Origin of the sequence: Adhaeribacter soli, assembly GCF_008727925.1 — a bacterium.
GTDB classification, from domain to species: domain Bacteria; phylum Bacteroidota; class Bacteroidia; order Cytophagales; family Hymenobacteraceae; genus Adhaeribacter_A; species Adhaeribacter_A soli.
Map to the genome: position 1 here is coordinate 132,427 of NZ_VTWT01000008.1, position 19,105 is coordinate 151,531.

At 49.1% G+C, this 19,105-nt stretch carries 18 protein-coding genes; 6 read left to right on the forward strand and 12 right to left on the reverse strand.

Annotation, left to right across the window (positions count from 1 at the left end; all coding sequences use genetic code 11):
* Positions 1–25: 25 nt before the first annotated feature.
* The 3 genes from F0P94_RS15010 to F0P94_RS15020 all read right to left on the reverse strand — a co-directional run bounded on the left by F0P94_RS15010 (position 26) and on the right by F0P94_RS15020 (position 3,249).
* Positions 26–952 carry a ComEA family DNA-binding protein gene (locus F0P94_RS15010; RefSeq protein ID WP_150904718.1) on the reverse strand — a complete coding sequence of 309 codons (927 nt, stop codon included), beginning with the start codon at positions 950–952 and terminating at the stop codon, positions 26–28.
* 36 nt (positions 953–988) lie between these two features.
* Positions 989–2,452, reverse strand: coding sequence for an APC family permease (locus F0P94_RS15015; protein WP_150904719.1), 1,464 nt, complete (start codon positions 2,450–2,452; stop codon positions 989–991).
* 377 nt (positions 2,453–2,829) lie between these two features.
* Complete coding sequence (locus F0P94_RS15020) at positions 2,830–3,249, reverse strand: nucleoside-diphosphate kinase (protein WP_150904720.1); 420 nt, start codon at positions 3,247–3,249, stop codon at positions 2,830–2,832.
* A gap of 246 nt (positions 3,250–3,495) precedes the next feature.
* Here F0P94_RS15020 and F0P94_RS15025 point away from each other — a divergent pair, with 246 nt between their 5' ends.
* The 4 genes from F0P94_RS15025 (at position 3,496) to F0P94_RS15040 (ending at position 6,625) form a co-directional block, all read left to right on the forward strand.
* Positions 3,496–4,521, forward strand: a complete 1,026-nt coding sequence (locus F0P94_RS15025; RefSeq protein WP_150904721.1) for a DHH family phosphoesterase — start codon at positions 3,496–3,498, stop codon at positions 4,519–4,521.
* A gap of 31 nt (positions 4,522–4,552) precedes the next feature.
* Positions 4,553–5,503, forward strand: a complete 951-nt coding sequence (locus F0P94_RS15030; RefSeq protein ID WP_150904722.1) for an FKBP-type peptidyl-prolyl cis-trans isomerase — start codon at positions 4,553–4,555, stop codon at positions 5,501–5,503.
* Between the two features lie 152 nt (positions 5,504–5,655).
* Entirely contained in the window at positions 5,656–6,165 is a 510-nt protein-coding gene (locus F0P94_RS15035; RefSeq protein ID WP_150904723.1) for an FKBP-type peptidyl-prolyl cis-trans isomerase, read from the forward strand.
* A 10-nt stretch (positions 6,166–6,175) separates the two neighbouring features.
* Positions 6,176–6,625, forward strand: coding sequence for an FKBP-type peptidyl-prolyl cis-trans isomerase (locus F0P94_RS15040; RefSeq protein WP_150904724.1), 450 nt, complete (start codon positions 6,176–6,178; stop codon positions 6,623–6,625).
* A gap of 776 nt (positions 6,626–7,401) precedes the next feature.
* Here the strand turns inward: F0P94_RS15040 and recO are convergent.
* From recO to F0P94_RS15060, 4 genes are all read right to left on the reverse strand, one after another.
* Positions 7,402–8,112: a DNA repair protein RecO gene (gene recO / locus F0P94_RS15045; protein ID WP_150904725.1), complete on the reverse strand. Its 711-nt coding sequence runs from the start codon at positions 8,110–8,112 to the stop codon at positions 7,402–7,404.
* Positions 8,112–10,439, reverse strand: a complete 2,328-nt coding sequence (gene porZ, locus F0P94_RS15050; protein ID WP_150904726.1) for a type IX secretion system anionic LPS delivery protein PorZ — start codon at positions 10,437–10,439, stop codon at positions 8,112–8,114. Before porZ ends, recO begins: the two co-directional genes overlap by 1 nt.
* Before the next feature lie 206 nt (positions 10,440–10,645).
* Positions 10,646–11,239, reverse strand: a complete 594-nt coding sequence (locus F0P94_RS15055) for a thymidine kinase (protein WP_150904727.1) — start codon at positions 11,237–11,239, stop codon at positions 10,646–10,648.
* Positions 11,240–11,418: 179 nt separating this feature from the next.
* Complete coding sequence (locus F0P94_RS15060) at positions 11,419–11,739, reverse strand: 2Fe-2S iron-sulfur cluster-binding protein (protein ID WP_150904728.1); 321 nt, start codon at positions 11,737–11,739, stop codon at positions 11,419–11,421.
* A 33-nt stretch (positions 11,740–11,772) separates the two neighbouring features.
* Between F0P94_RS15060 and F0P94_RS15065 the strand changes: the two genes are divergently transcribed.
* Complete coding sequence (locus tag F0P94_RS15065; RefSeq protein ID WP_150904729.1) at positions 11,773–13,035, forward strand: hypothetical protein; 1,263 nt, start codon at positions 11,773–11,775, stop codon at positions 13,033–13,035.
* A 918-nt stretch (positions 13,036–13,953) separates the two neighbouring features.
* On the forward strand, positions 13,954–14,352 hold the full coding sequence (locus tag F0P94_RS19710; RefSeq protein WP_191907059.1) for a hypothetical protein: 399 nt from the start codon (positions 13,954–13,956) through the stop codon (positions 14,350–14,352).
* Between the two features lie 53 nt (positions 14,353–14,405).
* Here F0P94_RS19710 and F0P94_RS15075 read toward each other — a convergent pair whose 3' ends face one another.
* Genes F0P94_RS15075 through mreC form a run of 5 tightly spaced genes read right to left on the reverse strand, consistent with a single transcriptional unit; the run spans position 14,406 to position 19,103 of the window.
* Positions 14,406–14,606, reverse strand: coding sequence for a hypothetical protein (locus F0P94_RS15075; protein ID WP_150904730.1), 201 nt, complete (start codon positions 14,604–14,606; stop codon positions 14,406–14,408).
* A gap of 4 nt (positions 14,607–14,610) precedes the next feature.
* Complete coding sequence (gene rodA, locus F0P94_RS15080) at positions 14,611–15,882, reverse strand: rod shape-determining protein RodA (protein WP_150904731.1); 1,272 nt, start codon at positions 15,880–15,882, stop codon at positions 14,611–14,613.
* A gap of 5 nt (positions 15,883–15,887) precedes the next feature.
* Positions 15,888–17,726, reverse strand: a complete 1,839-nt coding sequence (gene mrdA / locus F0P94_RS15085; RefSeq protein WP_150904732.1) for a penicillin-binding protein 2 — start codon at positions 17,724–17,726, stop codon at positions 15,888–15,890.
* Complete coding sequence (locus tag F0P94_RS15090; RefSeq protein WP_150904733.1) at positions 17,723–18,244, reverse strand: hypothetical protein; 522 nt, start codon at positions 18,242–18,244, stop codon at positions 17,723–17,725. The genes mrdA and F0P94_RS15090 overlap by 4 nt, the downstream gene beginning before the upstream one ends.
* Positions 18,237–19,103 carry a rod shape-determining protein MreC gene (gene mreC, locus F0P94_RS15095; protein WP_150904734.1) on the reverse strand — a complete coding sequence of 289 codons (867 nt, stop codon included), beginning with the start codon at positions 19,101–19,103 and terminating at the stop codon, positions 18,237–18,239. Before mreC ends, F0P94_RS15090 begins: the two co-directional genes overlap by 8 nt.
* Positions 19,104–19,105: the final 2 nt, after the last annotated feature.

Consider the following 19,105-nt stretch of genomic DNA (forward strand, 5'->3'; position numbering starts at 1 on the left):
CGGCAGCGAAGTTCCGAAAAAGTGGTTAAAGCGCAAGGTAAGGACGAAGTTTCGCAAAAGTAGCTTCGTCCATCAGTTTGATTTTTTTAAGATCCTCGATTTTCTGGTAAGGCCCGTGCTGCTCACGGTAAGCAATTATGGCGCGGCTTTGGTTGAATTTCAGGTACGGATGCGTTTTCAGCTCTTCCAGGGTTACTGTATTCAGGTTAATTTTCTTCGGGCTGAAATCGTTTTCGACGTAGGTGTACTTGCGTAAACTGTCGAGCGTTTCGGGTTGGAGCGCAAATACTTCTTTTAGTTGTTCTTCGGAAGTAAAGCCACCCAACCGATCGCGATATTTCAGGATGCGTTGCGAAAGTTTGCTGCCAATGCCGCGGATGCGTTTGAGTTCGGAAGTATCGGCCAGGTTTATGTCGAAGGGCTGCAGCTTAAACGATTTCCGGCCTGCTTCAAAATTCCGGCTTTCATAGTTCCTGTTACTTTTTCCGGCAAATTCCCTATCGTTTTCAGTTGTTTCCGGCAGCATTATAAAAGGTGCCAGTTGCGCATAAATCTCTTCCGGGAAACCATATATTTTCTTTACTTCCGCTTTGCTTTTAAAATCTCCCACTTTGCTGCGGTAGTTCAGAATGCGTTTTGCCAGCCAGGGTTTTACGCCCATAGCAGTCCATTCCTGTTCCGAAAGCTCATTCGGGTCGAAAGGTTTTAGTTTAAAGGAAGTTTTTTTAGCCGAGAAAGTACTTCTCCGGGCCTCTTCCACATCATCGAGCAAAAGCGCCAGACTGTCCAGTATTTCCTGATCGCGGGCACTGTTGTAGGGTTCGGTTCGGGGTTTGAAAATAAATGGCAGCAACATTAAGAACAGCATCAGGCCAAGCAGGTAGAGGAAGCCCGAGGTTTCGCGCTGCGAAAAAGCAAAATTCTTCCGTATCCATAACCTGATCTTCTGCATAGCTTATTTTTCGGCCAAACCCAACCGGAACAAACGCTATACTTTGCTTCCGCCAATAGTGTTACGAAACAGGTAATAAACCGGAATGCCCAAACCAACAATAATCAGTCCCGGCCAGGAATAAACCGGTTTGTAAATGAGCAGGATCAAACAGATGGTAGCCGCCAGGAAAATGTACATGGCAGGTAAAACCGGATAACCCCAGGCTTTGTACGGGCGCGGCGCATCCGGTCTTTTTTTGCGCAAAATATACACGCCGGCAATGGTTAAAATATAGAACAGCAGCACCGCAAAAATTACGTAATCGAGCAGGTTGCCATAAGTGCCGGAGAGGCAAAGCAATGCCGCCCACAAACCCTGCAGCCACAAGGCATTGGCTGGCACGCCTTTTGGGTTCAGCTTCGCCATGGGCCGGAAAAAAAGGCCGTCTCGGGCAATGGCATAATACACGCGCGCGCCGGATAAAATACAGCCGTTCGCACAGCCAAAGGTAGAGATCATAATAAGTACGGCAATGGCAACGGTGGCTTTGCCGCCCCCAACCGCATAGGCAACAGCGGTGGCTACGCGGTCGTTATTGGCAAACTGAATACCCTTGCACAGCACATCCGTACCTTCCATGGTTCCTTTCAGCGGCAAAACGAGCAGATAAACCAAATTCACGAGCAGGTAAATACCGGTTACGAGCATCGTGCCGATTACCATGCTGCGCACTATATTTTTTTCCGGGTTCACCACTTCGTCGCCGGAAAAACTAATATTGTTCCAGGCATCGGAAGAAAACAGGGAACCCACCATGGCCATGCCGATTGCCGCAATTAAACCCCAGCCCGCTAAAGAAGAAATAGACGTTACCGCTCCATTCTCCACAATCGTAGCTTTGGCCCGCCACATCTCGGTAAAATTCTGCTGCACTACTTCTTCGTTTATTCCAAACAGCAAGCCGATGGCAATTAAGCCGAACAAGGCCAGCAACTTGGTACTGCCGAATACATTCTGGATCAGCTTGCCATTTTTCACGCCCCGGGAATTCAAAAACGTTAAAAACGCAATACAAATAATAGCCAAAAGCTGCACCGAAGTAAACCTGAACCGTCCGATCTCAAGCAGCACATTCGTTTCGGAGAACCAGGGAATGAGTACGCCGGTAAAGCGCGCAAAGGCCACGCTTACGGCCGCAATGGTACCCGTCTGAATTACCAGGAAAAGCGTCCAGCCGTAAAGGAAAGAAACGAGGTGGTTATAGGCTTCGCGAAGGTACACGTATTGGCCGCCGGCTCTGGGCATCATGCCGGCCAGTTCGCCGTAAGCCAACGCACCCACCACCGTCATGAAACCGGTAAGCAGCCAAACCAGAAGCAGGTAACCCGAACTGCCTACGTTGCGGGCAATGTCGGTACTTACAATAAATATCCCGGAACCGATCATCGTTCCGGCTACCATCATCACGGCATCAAATAATTTCAGTTCGCGCTTAAAATGCCCTTGTTCTTCGGCCATTGGTTTTTGCTGGGTTTAATTCTAGCTTGTAAGATAGTTATTTTTTGAGACGTAAGACATAAGACTCAGGACACAGGACTTTTTTGGCGTTTTTATCTGAACTATGATTTGTTTGATTTCTGGATTACAGGACATTCATTGCTGCTATTCCGTCAGCTAAAGCAGACGGTAATGAATTCTGCTTAAAACAAAAGTAGCGTAGGGTTTAAACCCTACGCTACTTTTAAAAAAAGACCTCACAGGTTTTAAAAACCTGTGAGGTTTGTATTTCTAAACGGTAGGATTTCCGTGTAAAAACGTAGAGACGCCCAAATTGGGCGTCTCTACAGGAATTTAAAACGTCTTAAATCTTTTGTCTTGCGTCTTAAATCTAAAATTTAAAACTGCTCGTCAGAACCGAAGAAGAAATCGCCTTCGATTTTGGCGTTTTCGTCTGAATCGGAACCGTGAACGGCGTTCGATTCGATGGATTTGGCGAAACGCTTCCGGATGGTGCCTTCTTCGGCCTGGGCCGGGTTGGTAGCGCCGATCAGCTTACGGAAATCTTCTACCGCGTTGTCTTTCTCCAGGATCATAGCCACGATCGGACCTTTGCTCATGTAAGAAACCAGGTCGTTATAGAACGGGCGCTCTTTATGAACGGCGTAAAAATCACCGGCACGCTCCGGAGTTAAACGCGTTTTTTTCATGGCTACAATGCGGAAACCGCCTTCTTCCATCATTTGAGTAATTGCGCCAATGTGGTTGTCCTGCACCGCATCCGGCTTGATCATGGTAAATGTTCTGTTACCTGCCATTTTATATTAATTAGAAATTAAAAATTATGAATTCGAAATTCTGACCACCATCCAAAGGAAGTTCTTGCCTGTTCTTAAGCGAGAGTTGAATTGTAGCCGGGTTGCAAAAGTAATACAGAAATCCGAAAAGCCGTTGCCGCTGAAAACAAAATCGGCATTTTTAGCTTTGTCTTTACAAAGAATATTTCGCTTGTTTTCCATTATTATTATGCAGAATTTTGCAGCTTATTTTGGCCATCAGGCTTTATGAAGGATTCAGAACAAATAACGGCGCTGCGCGAACTGCTGGCTACGCCTAAAAATATCTTAATTACCACGCACCACAAACCCGATGCCGATGCCCTGGGCTCGTCGCTGGGTTTGGCCGGCTACCTGAAAAAGAAAGGCCACCGCGTAATAGTAGTAACCCCTTCCGATTATCCGGCTTTCCTGAACTGGATGCCCGGCCACGAAGAGGTGCTGGTTTACGAACCACAGACGGATGCGCGGGTGCGTCAGCTGGTTTCTGAAAGCCAGGTTATTTTCTGCCTCGATTTTTCGGCCCTGAGCCGCATAAACGACATGAGCGAAATGGTGCGTCAGTCCCCGGCCTTTAAGGTAATGATCGACCACCATATGTTTCCCGAAGATTTTGCCCAGGTTACCATTTCCGATACCCGCGCCGCGGCCACCTGCGAGCTGGTTTTTGAAGTGATCCGCGCCCTGGGCGACCAGGAGCTGATCGATGCCCAGATCGGTGAATGCCTGTATGCCGGCATCATGACCGATACCGGTTCGTTCCGCCACCCGAGCACTTCGCGCAATGTGCACTTAATTATTGCCGAACTCATTGCCGCCGGCGTAAATACCGCCCGCGTGCACCGCCTCATCTACGACAACCATACCTTAACCCGCCTGCGTTTTCTGGGCTATGCCTTAAAAGACAAGCTGGTGGTTTATCCGGAATACAATACTGCTTACATTGCCATTACCCAGGAAGAACTAAAAGAATACGACTCCCGCACCGGCGATACTGAAGGACTGGTTAATTTTGCGCTTTCCATTGAAGGTATCGTGTTTGCCGCTTTAATTATAGACCGGGGCCAGGCCGTAAAAATGTCGTTCCGTTCGGTGGGCGATTTTTCGGTGAACGAATTTGCCCGGGCCCATTTTAACGGTGGCGGTCACCACAACGCGGCCGGCGGCATTTCGCACGACAGCCTGGCAGCTACGGTAGCCAAATTCGAAAGCCTGTTGCCGCAATACCAGGAACAATTGATTCATTCTGCATAAAAACGACTTAAAAAAACCTAAAAACCAATCGATGCTACAAAAAGCTAAATTTTTCATTCCGGTATTAGCCGGTCTGTTCCTGATGCAAGGCTGCCAGGATAAAAAGAAGAACGATGAATTTACCAAGGGCGAAGGCACTCTGGAATATAAGATCTTTGCGAAAGGCAAAGACGGGAAATACGAACGCAAAGAGGTAGACGCGGCTGCAAAAACCGATACTTCTAAAGTAGGAAAAGTGATCATGCTGCACCAGATCGTGAAAAACGATAAAGATTCGGTTCTGTACACTTCTTATAAGAGCAAATTCCCGGTAATGGACATGCTGCGCCCTTCTACCTACAAAGGTTCTATGGAGCAGGCCATGCTTATGCTGAACCCGGGCGACTCCGCTGTATTCCGTATCGACGCCGATACGTTATTTTCCAAATCGTTCAACTCGCCGCTGCCGCCATTCCTGAAAAAAGGCAGCAAGGTTACTTACTTCGTGAAAGTTGATAAGATCATTACCCGCGAAGAAGCCATGGTAGAGCAGCAGAAACTGCAGGAAGAAATGCAGAAGGAAATGATGGCCCACTCCGAAAAACAAGCTTCGGTAGATGATGCCAACATTCAGAAATACCTGAAAGACAATAACCTGACGGCTGAAAAAACCGCTTCCGGCCTGTATTACATCATTACCAAGAAAGGTAGCGGCCCTACGCCGAAAGCTGGCCAGATCGTGGCCGTGCAGTACCGTGGCACTACCCTGGATGGCAAAGAGTTCGACTCTTCGGCCAAGCACGGCGGCACGCCATTTGAGTTCCAGGTTGGCCAGGGCCAGGTGATCCGGGGCTGGGATGAAGGCTTAATGCTCCTGAACAAAGGCAGCAAAGCTATCCTGCTTATTCCTTCGGTTCTGGCTTACGGCCAGCAGGGCGCAGGCGCCGATATCCCGGCCGATGCTTCGCTGCGTTTCGATATTGAAGTAGTGGATATCAAATAGTTTTTCCGCCTGAAAGACTATCCTTTGACAAACAGCAACTTCCGGGCGGAGGTTGCTGTTTGTTTTTTAGGGCATGATTCCGGGCAAAGCTTGTTTTCCTGAGAATTTTACCCGAAATTAGTAGAAGTGTTTTTATTTACCTGTTCCTGAATATGTTACCATTAAAGAATAATCTATTTAAAGTTCTCTTTTCCCTTTTCCTGCTTTTTGGTTTTGCTTCCTGCCAGGAAGAATACGTAGACCCTTTCGACCCGGTAAAACAAGCCGCCGATGACGATGCCCTGATCCAGGAATATATTGCCAGAGATGCCACTATTAAGGATTATACCAAAACAGCCAGCGGGCTTTACTACATTAAGCGCCAGGCAGGCACCGATCCTCAGATTCAGAGCGGCAATACCGTGAAAGCGCACTACATCGGCCGTTTTCTGAACGGACAGAAGTTTGACAGCTCCTACGACAAAAATTCGCCCATGCTGGTTACGGTAGATAAAACCGGCGTGATTAAAGGCTGGACCGAAGGCCTGAAAATGATGCAAAAAGGCGAAAAAGCTACGTTGTATATTCCTTCGGCCTTAGCATATGGCCGGATTGGTTCCAGCAACATTCCACCGAATACCGTACTGGTTTTTGACCTGGAAATTTTAAGCGTAACCCAATAACCTGATTCTGATGCGGCTACTCCTTTTTCTTGCCTTTGTACTTCCGGTGTTTACTTTACAAGCCCAAAACGATACCGTTAGCACTGCTTCCGGCCTGAAGTACTTTTATCTGGCCAAAGGCAAAGGGCCTACCGCAACGCCGGGCGCCAAAGTAAGCGTGCATTATACCGGCCGGTTCCTGGATGAAAAAGTTTTCGATTCTTCGGAAGGCGAAGCGCCGATCAAGCTAAAGGCCGGCACCGGACAAGTTATAAAAGGCTGGGACGAAATGCTGCTTTTAATGCGCGCCGGCGACGAAGTGGAAGTGATCATTCCGGCAACTCTGGCTTACGGCAGCAGAGGCGTACCAGACCCAGGTCAGCCGTCCGGCTACCGGATCCCGCCGGGAAGCACCCTGAAATTCCGGATGAAGCTTGTGGAGGTAACCGAAGCCAAAAAGAAATTTAACCGGGAACTATAAAACCGATAGCTTCAAAATACAGAAAGCCCTTTCCTAACTTTGGAGAGGGCTTTTTTATTTTCCATTTCAGCCCTGCACTCAGGATTCTGGAGCTTAATCTTTGCGCCTCATCCCGACGCCAGGAGCATCAAAGGTTCGGCGTAGTTAAATCTCATTTAGTTGCTGGGAAGCTGATTATTGAGTTTTTTACCTGAGGGCGTAGCGTTTTCAAAAGAACTTTAACTCTAAACTTATAACTTTCAACTATTAACTAACTTTCCCCCTCAAGCCAGGTGGCTTCGTTTCTAACTCGAAAGCCGTGGATTCACCTGCCCTACCGGGCTGCCTCCTGCGTCGGCACCGGTTAATCCAAAGTCTTTCTCCTTAGAAACTGGTGTCAGTTTTCCTCCGATTAAGCTTTTCTTTTGGTTTGTTTAAAATCAGCTAACGTGGTTTTCAGGGGCGCTGCGCTGGCGATATGCGTGGGGACAGGTCAAGCCCTGTCCGTACACGTAAAGGAAAATTCTGGAAATTCTATAATTCTGGAAATTCTGATTCTGACAATTGTCCTGAAAATCCTTTAATCCTGAAAATCCTGATTCAACAATTTCCGTCAGCTAAAGCAGACGGCAATGAAGTGGAAAAGAAAGAAACACTTTACCGGGCTGAAAATGACTTAGGCTTAAAGAGGTAAAATTCAAGCTTAAGCTAAACATCAGGCTGCAAGAAAGTAATTACTGAACAACTTTAGATAATACCACCGCCAAAATCCCTTGCTGCCAGAATACTATACTCCTTTAATCTGCCAGGACCTCGGAAAGGACATTCAGCGATTTTATTTCGCCCAGCCGGTCGATGTGAAGCTGGTAGAAACGGATGAGAATGTTGAGCAATTCTTTCCGGACTTTCCCGTTTGGCACCACGGCTTCCTGCGGGTTTTTCATTAATTGCTCCAGTAAGGAATCGAACATTTGAAAATGCAACACCGAAGGCTGGGCGCTGTTTCCGGTTGGCGCCGAAAAGGCCACCTGGTCGGTAATTTCGGTAGCGCTGGCCGGACCGAATCCCAGGTAATGCGCCAATTGCAGCAGAAAAACCAGGTGAAAGTTCTCGAAATTTTCTTCCTGCCGGTCGAAGGCTACAATAGATTGATACAGGAAATTAAACAGCGGCTCATTCTCTTCTTCTTCCTTTACCGATGCCGAAATGATTTCAGAAAGAAACAAGGCCACGCTGCTTTTCCGGATATCGGAAAAAATGGATTGGAACGGGTGCCCGCATTTATATTCCGAAATGCGGGTAATGCCACCGCTCGGCGAGGTGTACACCACCATATCGAGCAGGGTTAAGGGCTGAAAAAGGGCAATGCGGGTAGCAGGGCCTTTCTTGCGGATGCTGTTTACGATATAGGACTGCAGCCCCAGCTGTTCGGTGTAGACCCGGGCAATGATGGAAGTTTCCCGGAATTTGATGTAGTTCAGGACAATGCCCCGCGTTTTTACCAGCATTACTCTATAACGGCCACTTTGGTAGTACAGGTTTCGGTGCCTTCGGCGTTGGAGCTGAGTACTAGGTAAACGCCGGAGCGTACTTTTTTGCCATTATAGTCCCGCCCGTTCCAGACAGCGGTACCGCCCAGCGCTTTGGTTTCGTACACCAGTACGCCGGTTACGTCGGTAATTTTAACTTTGCCGTTATTAGGAACCCCGGAAATACCGATCTGACCGGTGTAGCCCGGCCGCACCGGGTTCGGATAAACGGCCGCGCAATTTGGCTTTTCGGTGGTAATGGTAGCGCCTGCGCGGTAAGAAACCAGCCCGCCTTCGGTGCCGATAAAAACATCGCCGGTGGCATGGCTCACTTTAATATCTGTAATTTTATCGGATGGTAACGGGCTGTTGGCGGTAGTAAAGTTCAGGATCATTTTATCGCCGTCTTCGTTGAAAAGCCACACCCCATTGTCGGTACCCACCCACTTCCGGTTTGCGCCGTCTACAGCAATGGTTTTCACGAGCTGCCCCTCCAGCAAAGCCCGGTTCCCGATAACGGGCACATCGGCGGCAATGGTTCTGCCGCTGGCAAAAACCAGACTCGGATCGTAAAACACGCCAACACCGTTATCTGTTCCTACCCAGATCTCGCCTTTTAAGTCTTTTACCAGCGCGTAAACATCATTCCCAGGCAAATTTCCGGTGGTTGGGGTGGCAGTCAGGTAGCGTAAGCGGTTCTTCACATCGTCGAAAACCACCAGGCCATTGCCTTCCCGGGGCCGGACGCTGATCCATTTATAGCCATTGTCGTCTACAATTACTTTCTCGAAAAAATTGGAAGTGGGAAAAGTAATGCCGTCGGACGTAAAGTTTAAGTTGAATTCTTTCCAGCCATTTTCGAGGGTAAGCACGTGCAGACCGTTAAAGGAAGGGAAGTTCGAAATATTGGTAGCCCAGATGTTGCCGTTCGGGTCGGCGGCCAGGCTGCTTACGCGCACGTATTGCGGATCATCGTCTGAGGTAGATTTAAGGGTACTGTTCTTATTGTTCCAGATCTTGTAATCGCCCACCCCGTTCCATTCCATCACGCCCATGCCGTAGCTGGCAAAATAAAGCTTTCCGTTTACCGGGTTCCGCACCACATCGGTCAGGTCGCGCATAACCGGGAACTTAGCCGGATCTTTGTAGCGCTGGTAGTTATAGTTTTCCCAAAAGCCGTTCTTAAATTCGAAGAAGCCTTCTTCCCGCCCGATCTGGGTATTGCCGGCATACCCGCCGCCTACTACCACCACACTTTGGGCATCGGCCAGAATTCTGAAAACGTTATTGCTGTAAGGCGCATTGGGCACCAGATTCTCATACTTTGATCCTTCCACGCGTACCAATCCGTTTACCAGATCGGCTACCCAAAGAATACCTTCCTGGTCCTGAATGGCGCTGTTAGGATATTCCAGCAGTTCATGATCGTAATATGGTCCGTTCCCCCCTTCATCGAGGAACCTTACATGGTATTCATTGGCAACTATTAAAGAATCTTTCCCGGTGGTTAAATGGCGGAAAGGAATATTGGTACGGGCATTGGTCGGATTCCAGGTAGTACCATCCAGCCGGTAAACACCGGCAAAATCTATACCTACGAAGGCCTTGTTTCTAAACGTAGTAAGCAGACGCAAATCTCCGGGTTTGGCGCCTGCCGGCAGCCCATCGGTAAGCGGGGTCCAGTTGCGCAGATCGTTCAGGTTAATGGTGCGCGAAAGTCTGGCGCTCAGAATGCCGGAGGAAGAAGCCACAATGATCTGGTCGTTCAGGGTAGTAGCAGAAAAGATCTTCGTGGAAGAGCCGGTGGCATTCTGGAAAGTATAGGTGTCTTTTATTTCCAGTTTCACCAGGTCCAGCACCACCAGGCCGAAGCTGGTAGAAAGGTAAGCCAGCTTGTCTTTGAAGTGAATGTGATTGATCGCTTTTTCCCCCGTAATGGTTTTGCGGAGGATGTCGTTTATGTTGATGATCTCATCGCCCCGGATCAGGTCGAGGTTGGTGTTTTCGTAAGCAATTAAAAGGGTGTTCGTTACCGGATCGTAGTTCATGGTCCGGACACCGATATCGTGCAGGCCGTTGATCTTAGACAAAGTATGCAGGCTATTGAACTCTTTATCGAAGTAAAAGAGACCTTTATCGGTAGCACAGTAGATCCGGTTACCCACCGCTGCCACCGTCCGGGCGCTGTTGTTCGGCACGTAAACCCGCCACTCGCCGATACCCACGCCAGCCGATTGCGAAAAAACCGGCGCCGCCAATGCCAGGCAGCAGATGCTCAAAAATAAACTACGTACCAAGTGCTTCATAAATACAAAGTTTCCGTGTTGTTAACGGCGCAACCTTCGCTTTAGTGCATCGGTTCCCGGATTTCAGAAACCGTCCAAAGCGTACCGAAATTACGCAAAAAAATAGTGGTTTTAAAACAAACTGACTCTCTGAAACTTAAAAAGCCCACCCCGTTTCCGGAGCAGGCTTTTTCACGCTAAAACGTTAGCATTTTCAGAACAAAAACTCAGCTTCTGCCTTTCATGCCTTCCAGGAAACAATGGCGGCAGCGGGCTTCGTAGGAATCGGTTTCGCCTAAAAGTATTTTCTGGGCCGAGGCGGCATTGCGGAAGGAATAAGAAGCAATGTCGCCGCACTGCATGCAAACGGCGTGTACTTTGGTAACGTACTCGGCCACGCCCATTAAAGCTGGCATCGGTCCGAAAGGTTTGCCCAGATAATCCATGTCGAGGCCGGCCGCAATTACCCGGATGCCGGAGTTAGCCAGCTGCACGCACACATCCATCAGGGCATCGTCGAAGAACTGGGCTTCGTCTATGCCTACTACGTCGCAGCTGCTGCCCAGCAGGAGCATGTCGTGGGCGAAACTTACCGGTGTACTCCGGATGGCGTTGGCATTATGCGACACCACATCTTCCACGTGGTAGCGCGTATCGATGGCCGGCTTAAAGATCTCGACTTTCTGTTTGGCAATTTTGGCGCGGTTCAGCCTACGGATCAGCTCTTCGGTTTTGCCGGAAAACATGGAGCCGCAGATCACTTCTATCCAGCCCCGCCGGGCAATGTGGCTGCTATTGCCTACACGAGGTTCTATGAACATTTTATTGATTTGAAAATTTGAAGATTTGGAGATTTGAAAATTTTAAAACCTGAAGATCCGGGATTCAGGAAACTACTTTTAGACGTTTAAGCCTTAGCATTTCCTAAGACATATTTACAATTACTGGCATATCAACTTCACGAACTATTTCCAAATCTTCAAATTTCCAAATCTCCAAATCAGGTATACTTTTGATGCGGCAGCTGTACCGGTTTGGGAACGCGTACCAATACTTCGCCGCCGGTAACGGTGCATTGGCAGGCCAGGCGTTCTTTGGTTTTCAGGCGGCCGGCTTCGCGATATTTTAGTTCCGGTGCGCTTTCGGGGCTCAGATTTTCCATTCCGGCCAGTACTTCCATGCGGCAGGTGGTGCAACGGCCTTTGGCGCCGCATGCGTGCATCCAGTCGGTGCCGGTGGCCTGCACGGCGCGCAAAACCGTTTCCGGCGGCTTTACGTTTACCGCCAGGCCGCTTAGGTTTTGCACCGTTAGTTTTGCCATATTTTTATATCTTTACCAGCGAAAGCTATCGTAATGGAAGACAAATATAATCAAATAAGCCTTGAGCAGTACAGCCGCGACCTCGCAAAACTTCTCAGCGACCGCTATTTTGCTGCAACTGAAACGATTAACGGGCAACAGTTAATTTCCTTTTCACCGGTAAAGCAGATCAATTTATTTGTTATAAAGGAACTGCTCATCAGCTGGAACCGGGAAATGGCCAGCCTGAAAAGCCCGTACTTCGATTTTGAAGATCAGGACGTGAAAGATGCGCTGAAACAGTTCATGAACGTGCTTTCGCGCCGCATCCTCATCCGCCGGCCGCACTTCGAGCCTTTATTGCAGAAAGCCATTCTCGATACTTTTACCCTGGTGCTGAACCCGGTTACGAGCTTCGACGAAAAGTTTTTGCAGGTGCAGGAAGAAGTTACCCAGGCAAAGCTGCAGGAGCATTTAAAATACCTCGACCTGAACAAATCCATTTTCAGCGATTTCGTGCAGGGCCTGCCACCGCAAAGCCCCGACAAAGCTTCGGTGCAGCAGAAATTCCGTTTGTTTACCCAGGCCCATTACAAAGAGCTGGCTAAACCGGACGACCTCCTGAATCTGCTGAATCCGCTGCTGCCAATTTCTAAAACCGATATCCTGGAAAAACCGGCTTTTGCGGCTCCGAAAGAAACAACCTTAAACAAAGAAACTACTTTACAGCCGGCCCCGGAACCTGCTTCCGGCCCGATGTATAATGTTCCTCCAGCCAAGGAAGAACCGGTTCTGGCTGCCACGGAAGTAGCCGCTTCCGGTCCTGTTGGTCCGGCCTCGTTTACCCCGCCGGTGCCGGCAGCAGCCCCGCAACCAGAAATACCCAAAGCAGCCGAACAACCCATTGTAGCGCCAAGCCCGGAAATGAAACCGGTAAGCACCGCTACCGGCCCCGTAGTGCCACCGGTAACGCAAAACCCGGACGTAAAGCTTTACGAGAAATTCAAGACTGAAAAACCAAACCTGAACGAATCGCTCCGCAAAACGGAAGATGCGAAGATGGCCGTGCAGGATACCCGCAAAATTGAAAGCCTGAAAGAATCGATCTCCATAAACCAGCGCTTTGCATTCATTAACGAACTTTTTAATGGCGAGAATATGGTTTACCACGAAGCCATTCAGAAACTCGACTCCTTTCCGGATGCTGCTTCCGCCAGAAACTATTTATTGCAGGACTTAGCCGCCCAACACAACTGGGTAAAAAAAGAAGAACACCTGAATAAATTACTGAAATTGATCGACCGGAAATTCTCCTGAACAGAAATTGCCTAAAACAGAAAGCCGCTCCGCAAGAAGCGGCTTTTTTGTTTTACAGAAACCCGGAAGCTTTCTCTATTCTTTGAGCAAAAAACGGTAGCCTTCACGCTAAAAAGCCGGTCATTCTGAGCGTGGATAATTCCGGCTTAAAATTTCGCAAGGTTACGACGACATAAAATGTTTGCCGTGGCCGGTGTCCTCACCGGTCACCATGCTGCCGTTGCCATTCCTGCTTTTTTACCGGCAGTGCACAAGTCTGTGCGCCACCTACGGTATATACACATCTCCTTTTTCCAATGTAAAAGGCTTGGTCTTTGGCATTTTCGAATAAACTTTCACCTCGGTCTGTGCCCTCACAGACCGAAGCACTGTAATTAAAGGTTAAAAAGCTACCTGCTCATTAATGCATAATAAATGCTTTGCCCGGAAATGGCGGAATTTCGCACTTCTCTTAGTTTAGATAGCAAAACCACTGCTAATTTTAAGGCCTCTGCTTCGGTCTGTGGGGGCACAGACCGAGGTGATGGAGGTTTTTAAAGATGTGTATGTGCCCTAGGTGCGCCACAGACCTTGGTTATTTTTCTGCCAGTTTTATAAAATATGTCATGGGTAGCTTCAGCGAAGGACCTTGTCGGAATTTAGTAGTATGCCCTCTACTCAGAGCCGACGAGGTCCTTCGCTGTGCTCAGGATGACGCAATAAATTGGCTTAGCCTGACTAATAGGGTCAATAGATCCGCTAGAGCGATCTTTTAATTTAGCATAAGACGACCCTGCTCGCAATCTTTGCGCAATCCCATCCTGGTATCAGATTTTTCCTATTCCCGTTTTTATGCCCTTCGTAAGAAGAAGAAACAAAACCCCGGCATGCTACCGGGTACGCAACTTCAACCGCAAAAAAATGATAGGAGAACTACTTATGAAACGATGGATCCTCTTTACCCTGCTCATTCTTTTCAGCTTTGCCCACCTACCCTCTGAAAGCACAGCCTCAGCGAGGGACCGGGACCGTGGCGGCAACGCGACCATGAAAATGAAAGCCAGCAAACGCAGCAAGTACACGGCCAAGATGCGCCGGCAGCAGGACAAAGACCGCAAAAAACACTTAGCCGATATCCGGAAATCGCAGCCGAAGAAGAAAGGCAGCGCTTCGGTGCAGACAGCATCAAAACAGCAGGCAACAGCACCAACACAGGAAAGAGTACCGAAACCGGAAGTAACGCCTGTTCAGGAGGCGGCACCGGTGCAGGAAGCAACACCGGTTCAGGAAACGACACCCGTTCAGGAAACAGCGCCGGTAACGCCGGAAGAACAATAATTTAACGAACTCAATTAGACTGAAACGGACTTTCTGAAAAGAGAGCCCGTTTTTTATTTGAGCTTGCGTAGCAGCCGGCCTACAATTATCCGTGTTTTACCGTCTTCGAACTGCACCAGCATGCTGCCGTTTTTGCCCCGGATGCATTTACCGGCTTCGGTACGCACGGCCCGGCATTTTGCTTTGCGCAAAGTTGCATCCGTATGCCGGTCGCCGAGGTAGTAATATTCCCAAACGGTAGCCAAAAGCAGCAAAAAACTAGCGGGTAAGGTCCATTTTCCGGTTCGAATCGATGGATAGCAGAATGAAAAGCAGGATGGTGAACGACCAGAGCGAGGAGCCGCCATAACTGAAGAACGGCAGCGGAATACCCACTACCGGCGCCAGGCCGATGGTCATGCCCACGTTTACCAGGAAGTGAAAGAAAATTATGGAAGCCACGCAGTAGCCGTACGTTCGGCCAAAAACCGATTTCTGCCGCTCCGCAATTTTCACGATCCGCAAGAGCAGGAGAATGAACAGGGCAATTACTACCACGCTCCCGATCCAGCCGTGTTCTTCGCCGATGGTGCAGAAAATAAAATCGGTACTCTGCTCAGGCACAAAGTCGAATTTGGTTTGCGTACCTTCCAGAAAACCTTTGCCGGTAAACCCGCCCGAACCAATGGCAATTTTCGATTGCGTTACGTTCCAGCCGAAACCGCGCGGGTCGGCTTCCGGGCTTATCAGGGCCTTGATCCGGTTCTGCTGGTGTTCCTGCAACACATTGTTCACGAAGAAATCCACGCTGAAGATCATCCCGATAATAAGCCCGTAGATCAGCGTGATCATGGGCCACTTCCGGAAAAAGATGCGTTGGTTTGCCCAAAGCCAGAGCCCGAGCAGCACCGTGATTACGGCCACCAGGTAAAGCTTCGGAAACAAGAGCGTCAGAATAAAAATAGCTACCGACACGGCACCGATAATGAGAATAAGCGGCGACATGCCTTCGCGGAAATAAGCCAGCAAAAATGCTCCGAAAACCAGCGCCGAACCCGTTTCGTTCTGCATCATGATAATGAGCGGCGGCAGCAAGGTAAGGCCCACCAGTTTAAAGTGATCCTGCAGGTTCTGGTTCTGTAAGTTGGCCGTACTCAGGAATTTCGAAACAGCCAGCGCGGTGGCAAACTTGGCAAACTCGGCCGGCTGTAGCCTGACCGGCCCGAGCACGAGCCAGCTTCGGGAACCCTTTACCGGATCGGCCAGCACCAGCGTAGCCAGCAAAAGCAGGATCATAAACCCGTAAATAAGGTAGGCCAGCGAATCGTAAGCTTTATGGTCAATTACCAGGATCATGATCATCAGCACCACCCCCGTACCGATCCAGGCCAGCTGCTTTCCGGAGTTAATGTCCCAGCTGAAAATATTGATCACGTGGTCGGGGCTGTAAACGGCGGCATACACGTTCATCCAGCCTAGGCCCACCATTAAAAAATAAAGCAGCACGGTAGGCCAGTCCAGGTTTTGCGTAAGTTTTTTGGGTCGCATCATACCTTTTAGCGCTTTTTCTTTTTTGGTTTGAAATTACCGGCCAGCACCCAGTCTTCCCACCGTTTCCGCGGCGCCGAAATGGTATCGGTCAGGTATTTCTCGATCATGAGGCTGGCCAGCGGAGCCGCCGAAACGCCCCCGAAACCGGCATTCTCCACGTACACGGCAATGGCAATTTTCGGATTCTCGCGGGGCGCAAAGGCCACAAAAACCGCGTGGTCGTCGCCGTGCGGGTTCTCCGAGGTTCCTGTTTTTCCGCAAACCGTAATGCCCACGTGCGCCAGCTTTGCGTAAAATCCTGTTCCCTTGGCTACTACGTCATCCATGGCATCGATCACCGGTTCAAAATGTTTCTGATCTACCGAGGTATAATGTTTTACCTGATATTTCGGCAAGGGCTTCCCGTTTTCGCCCACCGAGCGGACAATGTGCGGGGTAAAGTAAAAGCCCCGATTCGCAATAATGGCCATCAGATTCGCCATTTGCAAAGGGGTTGTGCCCAATTCCCCCTGCCCGATACTTACCGAATAAAAGTTGGAGTATTTCCAGCGGTTCTCGCCGTAATATTTATCGTAGAGTTTGCTCGTAGGAATGATGCCTTTCTTTTCGTTCGGCAAATCGATTCCCAGTTTTGTGCCGAACCCGAAGGTCAGAATATGTTTGTTCCAGTTATCCAACCCAATTCTACTATCAATAAAGGTGTTCCGGGATTTGCCCTGGTTTATCTGATTGCGGAAAAGCTGGTAGAAATAAGGGTTGCAGGAATGTTTAATGGCAATCCTCAGGTTGGAAGGCGTTTCGTGGCCGTGAGAACATTTAATCAGCTTCTGGTTACACGGAAAACCGGTGTTTGCCGTAATCACGCCGTCCTGCATAGAAATAAGCGCCTGCACCAGCTTAAAAATGGAGCCCGGCGGATAACTAGCCATGATTGGGCGGTTAAACAGGGTTTTGAGCGAATCGCGCTGTAGTGCGAGGTAATTCTTACCGAACTCCTTACCCGTAAGCAAATTCGGGTCATAGCCCGGCGCCGAAACATAGGAAAGGATCTCGCCGGTCGAAGGTTCAATGGCCACCACCGAACCGATCTTGCCTTTCATCAGCTTTTCGCCGTACTGCTGCAGCTCCAGATCGATGGTACTTACCAGGTTCTGGCCCGCTACCGAAAGGGTGTCGTATTCGCCGTCGCGGAAAGGGCCTTTGTCGATGCCGCGCACGTTCACCATCTTGTACTTCACGCCCCGCTTACCCATCAGGAACTGCTCGTACTCCGATTCTATGCCGCTGATACCTAAATATTCGCCGGGCAGGTATTTGCTGTATTTCGGGTTCTCTAATTTAGCCGGGCTGATCTCGCCAATATACCCTAAGGCATGGGCCAGGCTTTGGTGAGTATAGCCCCGAACGGTACGCGCATTGATGTAAAAACCCGGAAAATCGGACAGGTACTCCTGAATGGAAGCAAATTCCTGAGTAGATAAACGGGTAAGGAACGGCGAAGGCTTTACGTAGGAATACGCTTTGGCCGTTTTCATTTTCTCCCGGAATTCTTCCAACGGAATGTTAAAGACCTTGCAGAAATGAAGCGTATCCGGATTTTTGGCTTCTTTGGGTACGATCATCAGGTCGTAAACCGGCATGTTCTGCACCAGCAAACGGCCGTCGCGGTCGTAGATCAAACCCCGGAAAGGGTACTGGATAATTTTCTGAATGGCGTTATTTTCCGCCGCCAGCTTATAACTGTTGTCAATTACCTGAATGTAAAACAGCTTCAGCGCGTAAACGGCAGCAACAGCCAGAAAAATGGCCTGTATAACGTATTTCCGATCTTCTAGATACTTCATCTGGCAACCCGGCGCGCAGAGAAAAACAACAATTGCAGAATTACAACCACGGTAAAAGTAAACAAGCTGCTGGCCAACACCTTAAGTAACGTAAAACCTACCAGTTTAATGCCTCCCAGTTCCAGGAAAAACAGCAACAGATGGTGCAGCACGATCAGGATAAGGGCATAGGTAATAAACCAGCGCCACCCCATCAGGTTCACGTTTACCGAATCGTTGGCATCGTAATCGTCGCGCGGCGTTAAAAACCGCAACACATACGGCCGGATGTAGGTGAGTAACACGCAGGCCCCGGCATGAATTCCCGCGGTATCAAAAAAAGTATCGATGGTAATGCCGGTAGTAAAACCCATGAGCATCAGAATTACGGGCGGCAGCTGAATGGGAAGAAACAACAGGAACGCCACATAAATAAAGCAGAAAGCCGTATTGAACAGCACCAGGTACTGAAACAGGAAGATCTGCAGCGCTACAAAAATAAAGAACTGAAACAAATGGCTGATGCCGAGCTTACTCATCTTCCCCTCCTTTCACCAGGTTTTCCAAAGAATCGCGCTCTGCCTGCCGGGCATTATCGATCACGTACACAAAGTTGAGGCGGGTAAAGGGCACCGCCAGCCTTACTTTTATGGTAAAAAAGCTTTTATCCGATTCCTTCTTCACCGAAATTACCCGTCCGATCATGATGCCTTCCGGAAACAGAGAGTTATACCCGGAAGTAATGACCGTATCGCCTTTAAACACCTTTACGTGCAGCGGTACATAATCCAGCGAAGCCGTAAGTTCATCGTCGGTGGGGCTCCATTTAACAGTACCGAAGGTGCCATCGCGCTTTAACTTGGCCGATACCAGGGCTTTGGAGTGCAGCACCGAAGTTACAATGCTGTAATTGGCCGAAACGCTCTTAACCCTTCCCGCTACGCCTTCGGGCGCTACCACGCCCATTCCGGCCCGGATACCGTCCTTTTTACCCACGTTCAGGGTAAAGTAGTTTTCGCGTAAGCGGAAGGAATTCTTGATAACCTTAGCGCCGATAAATTTGTAAGGAATAGGCTGGTTCAGGGAGTCCGGTTTTACCAGCACACTGTCTACCCGGCCAAAGGTAGTGTCTTCGGCCAGTTGGCGCTGCCGGAACAGGTCTTCTTTCAGGTGCGCGTTTTCCCGCACCAAAGCCTGGTTAACCGGAATCAAACGGAAGTAATCGGTTACGTTGCTTTGCATTTCCAGCACTTTTCCCACGTAGGTATTGGCCGAATTATAAAAAGCGGCGTTTTGGTACGAATTGTTCTGCACCAGCAGGTAAATGCTGAATGCCTCGAGGATCAGGAATACCAGAAAAGCCCGATAGCGGTAAATAAATGCAAATAAATTCCGCATTC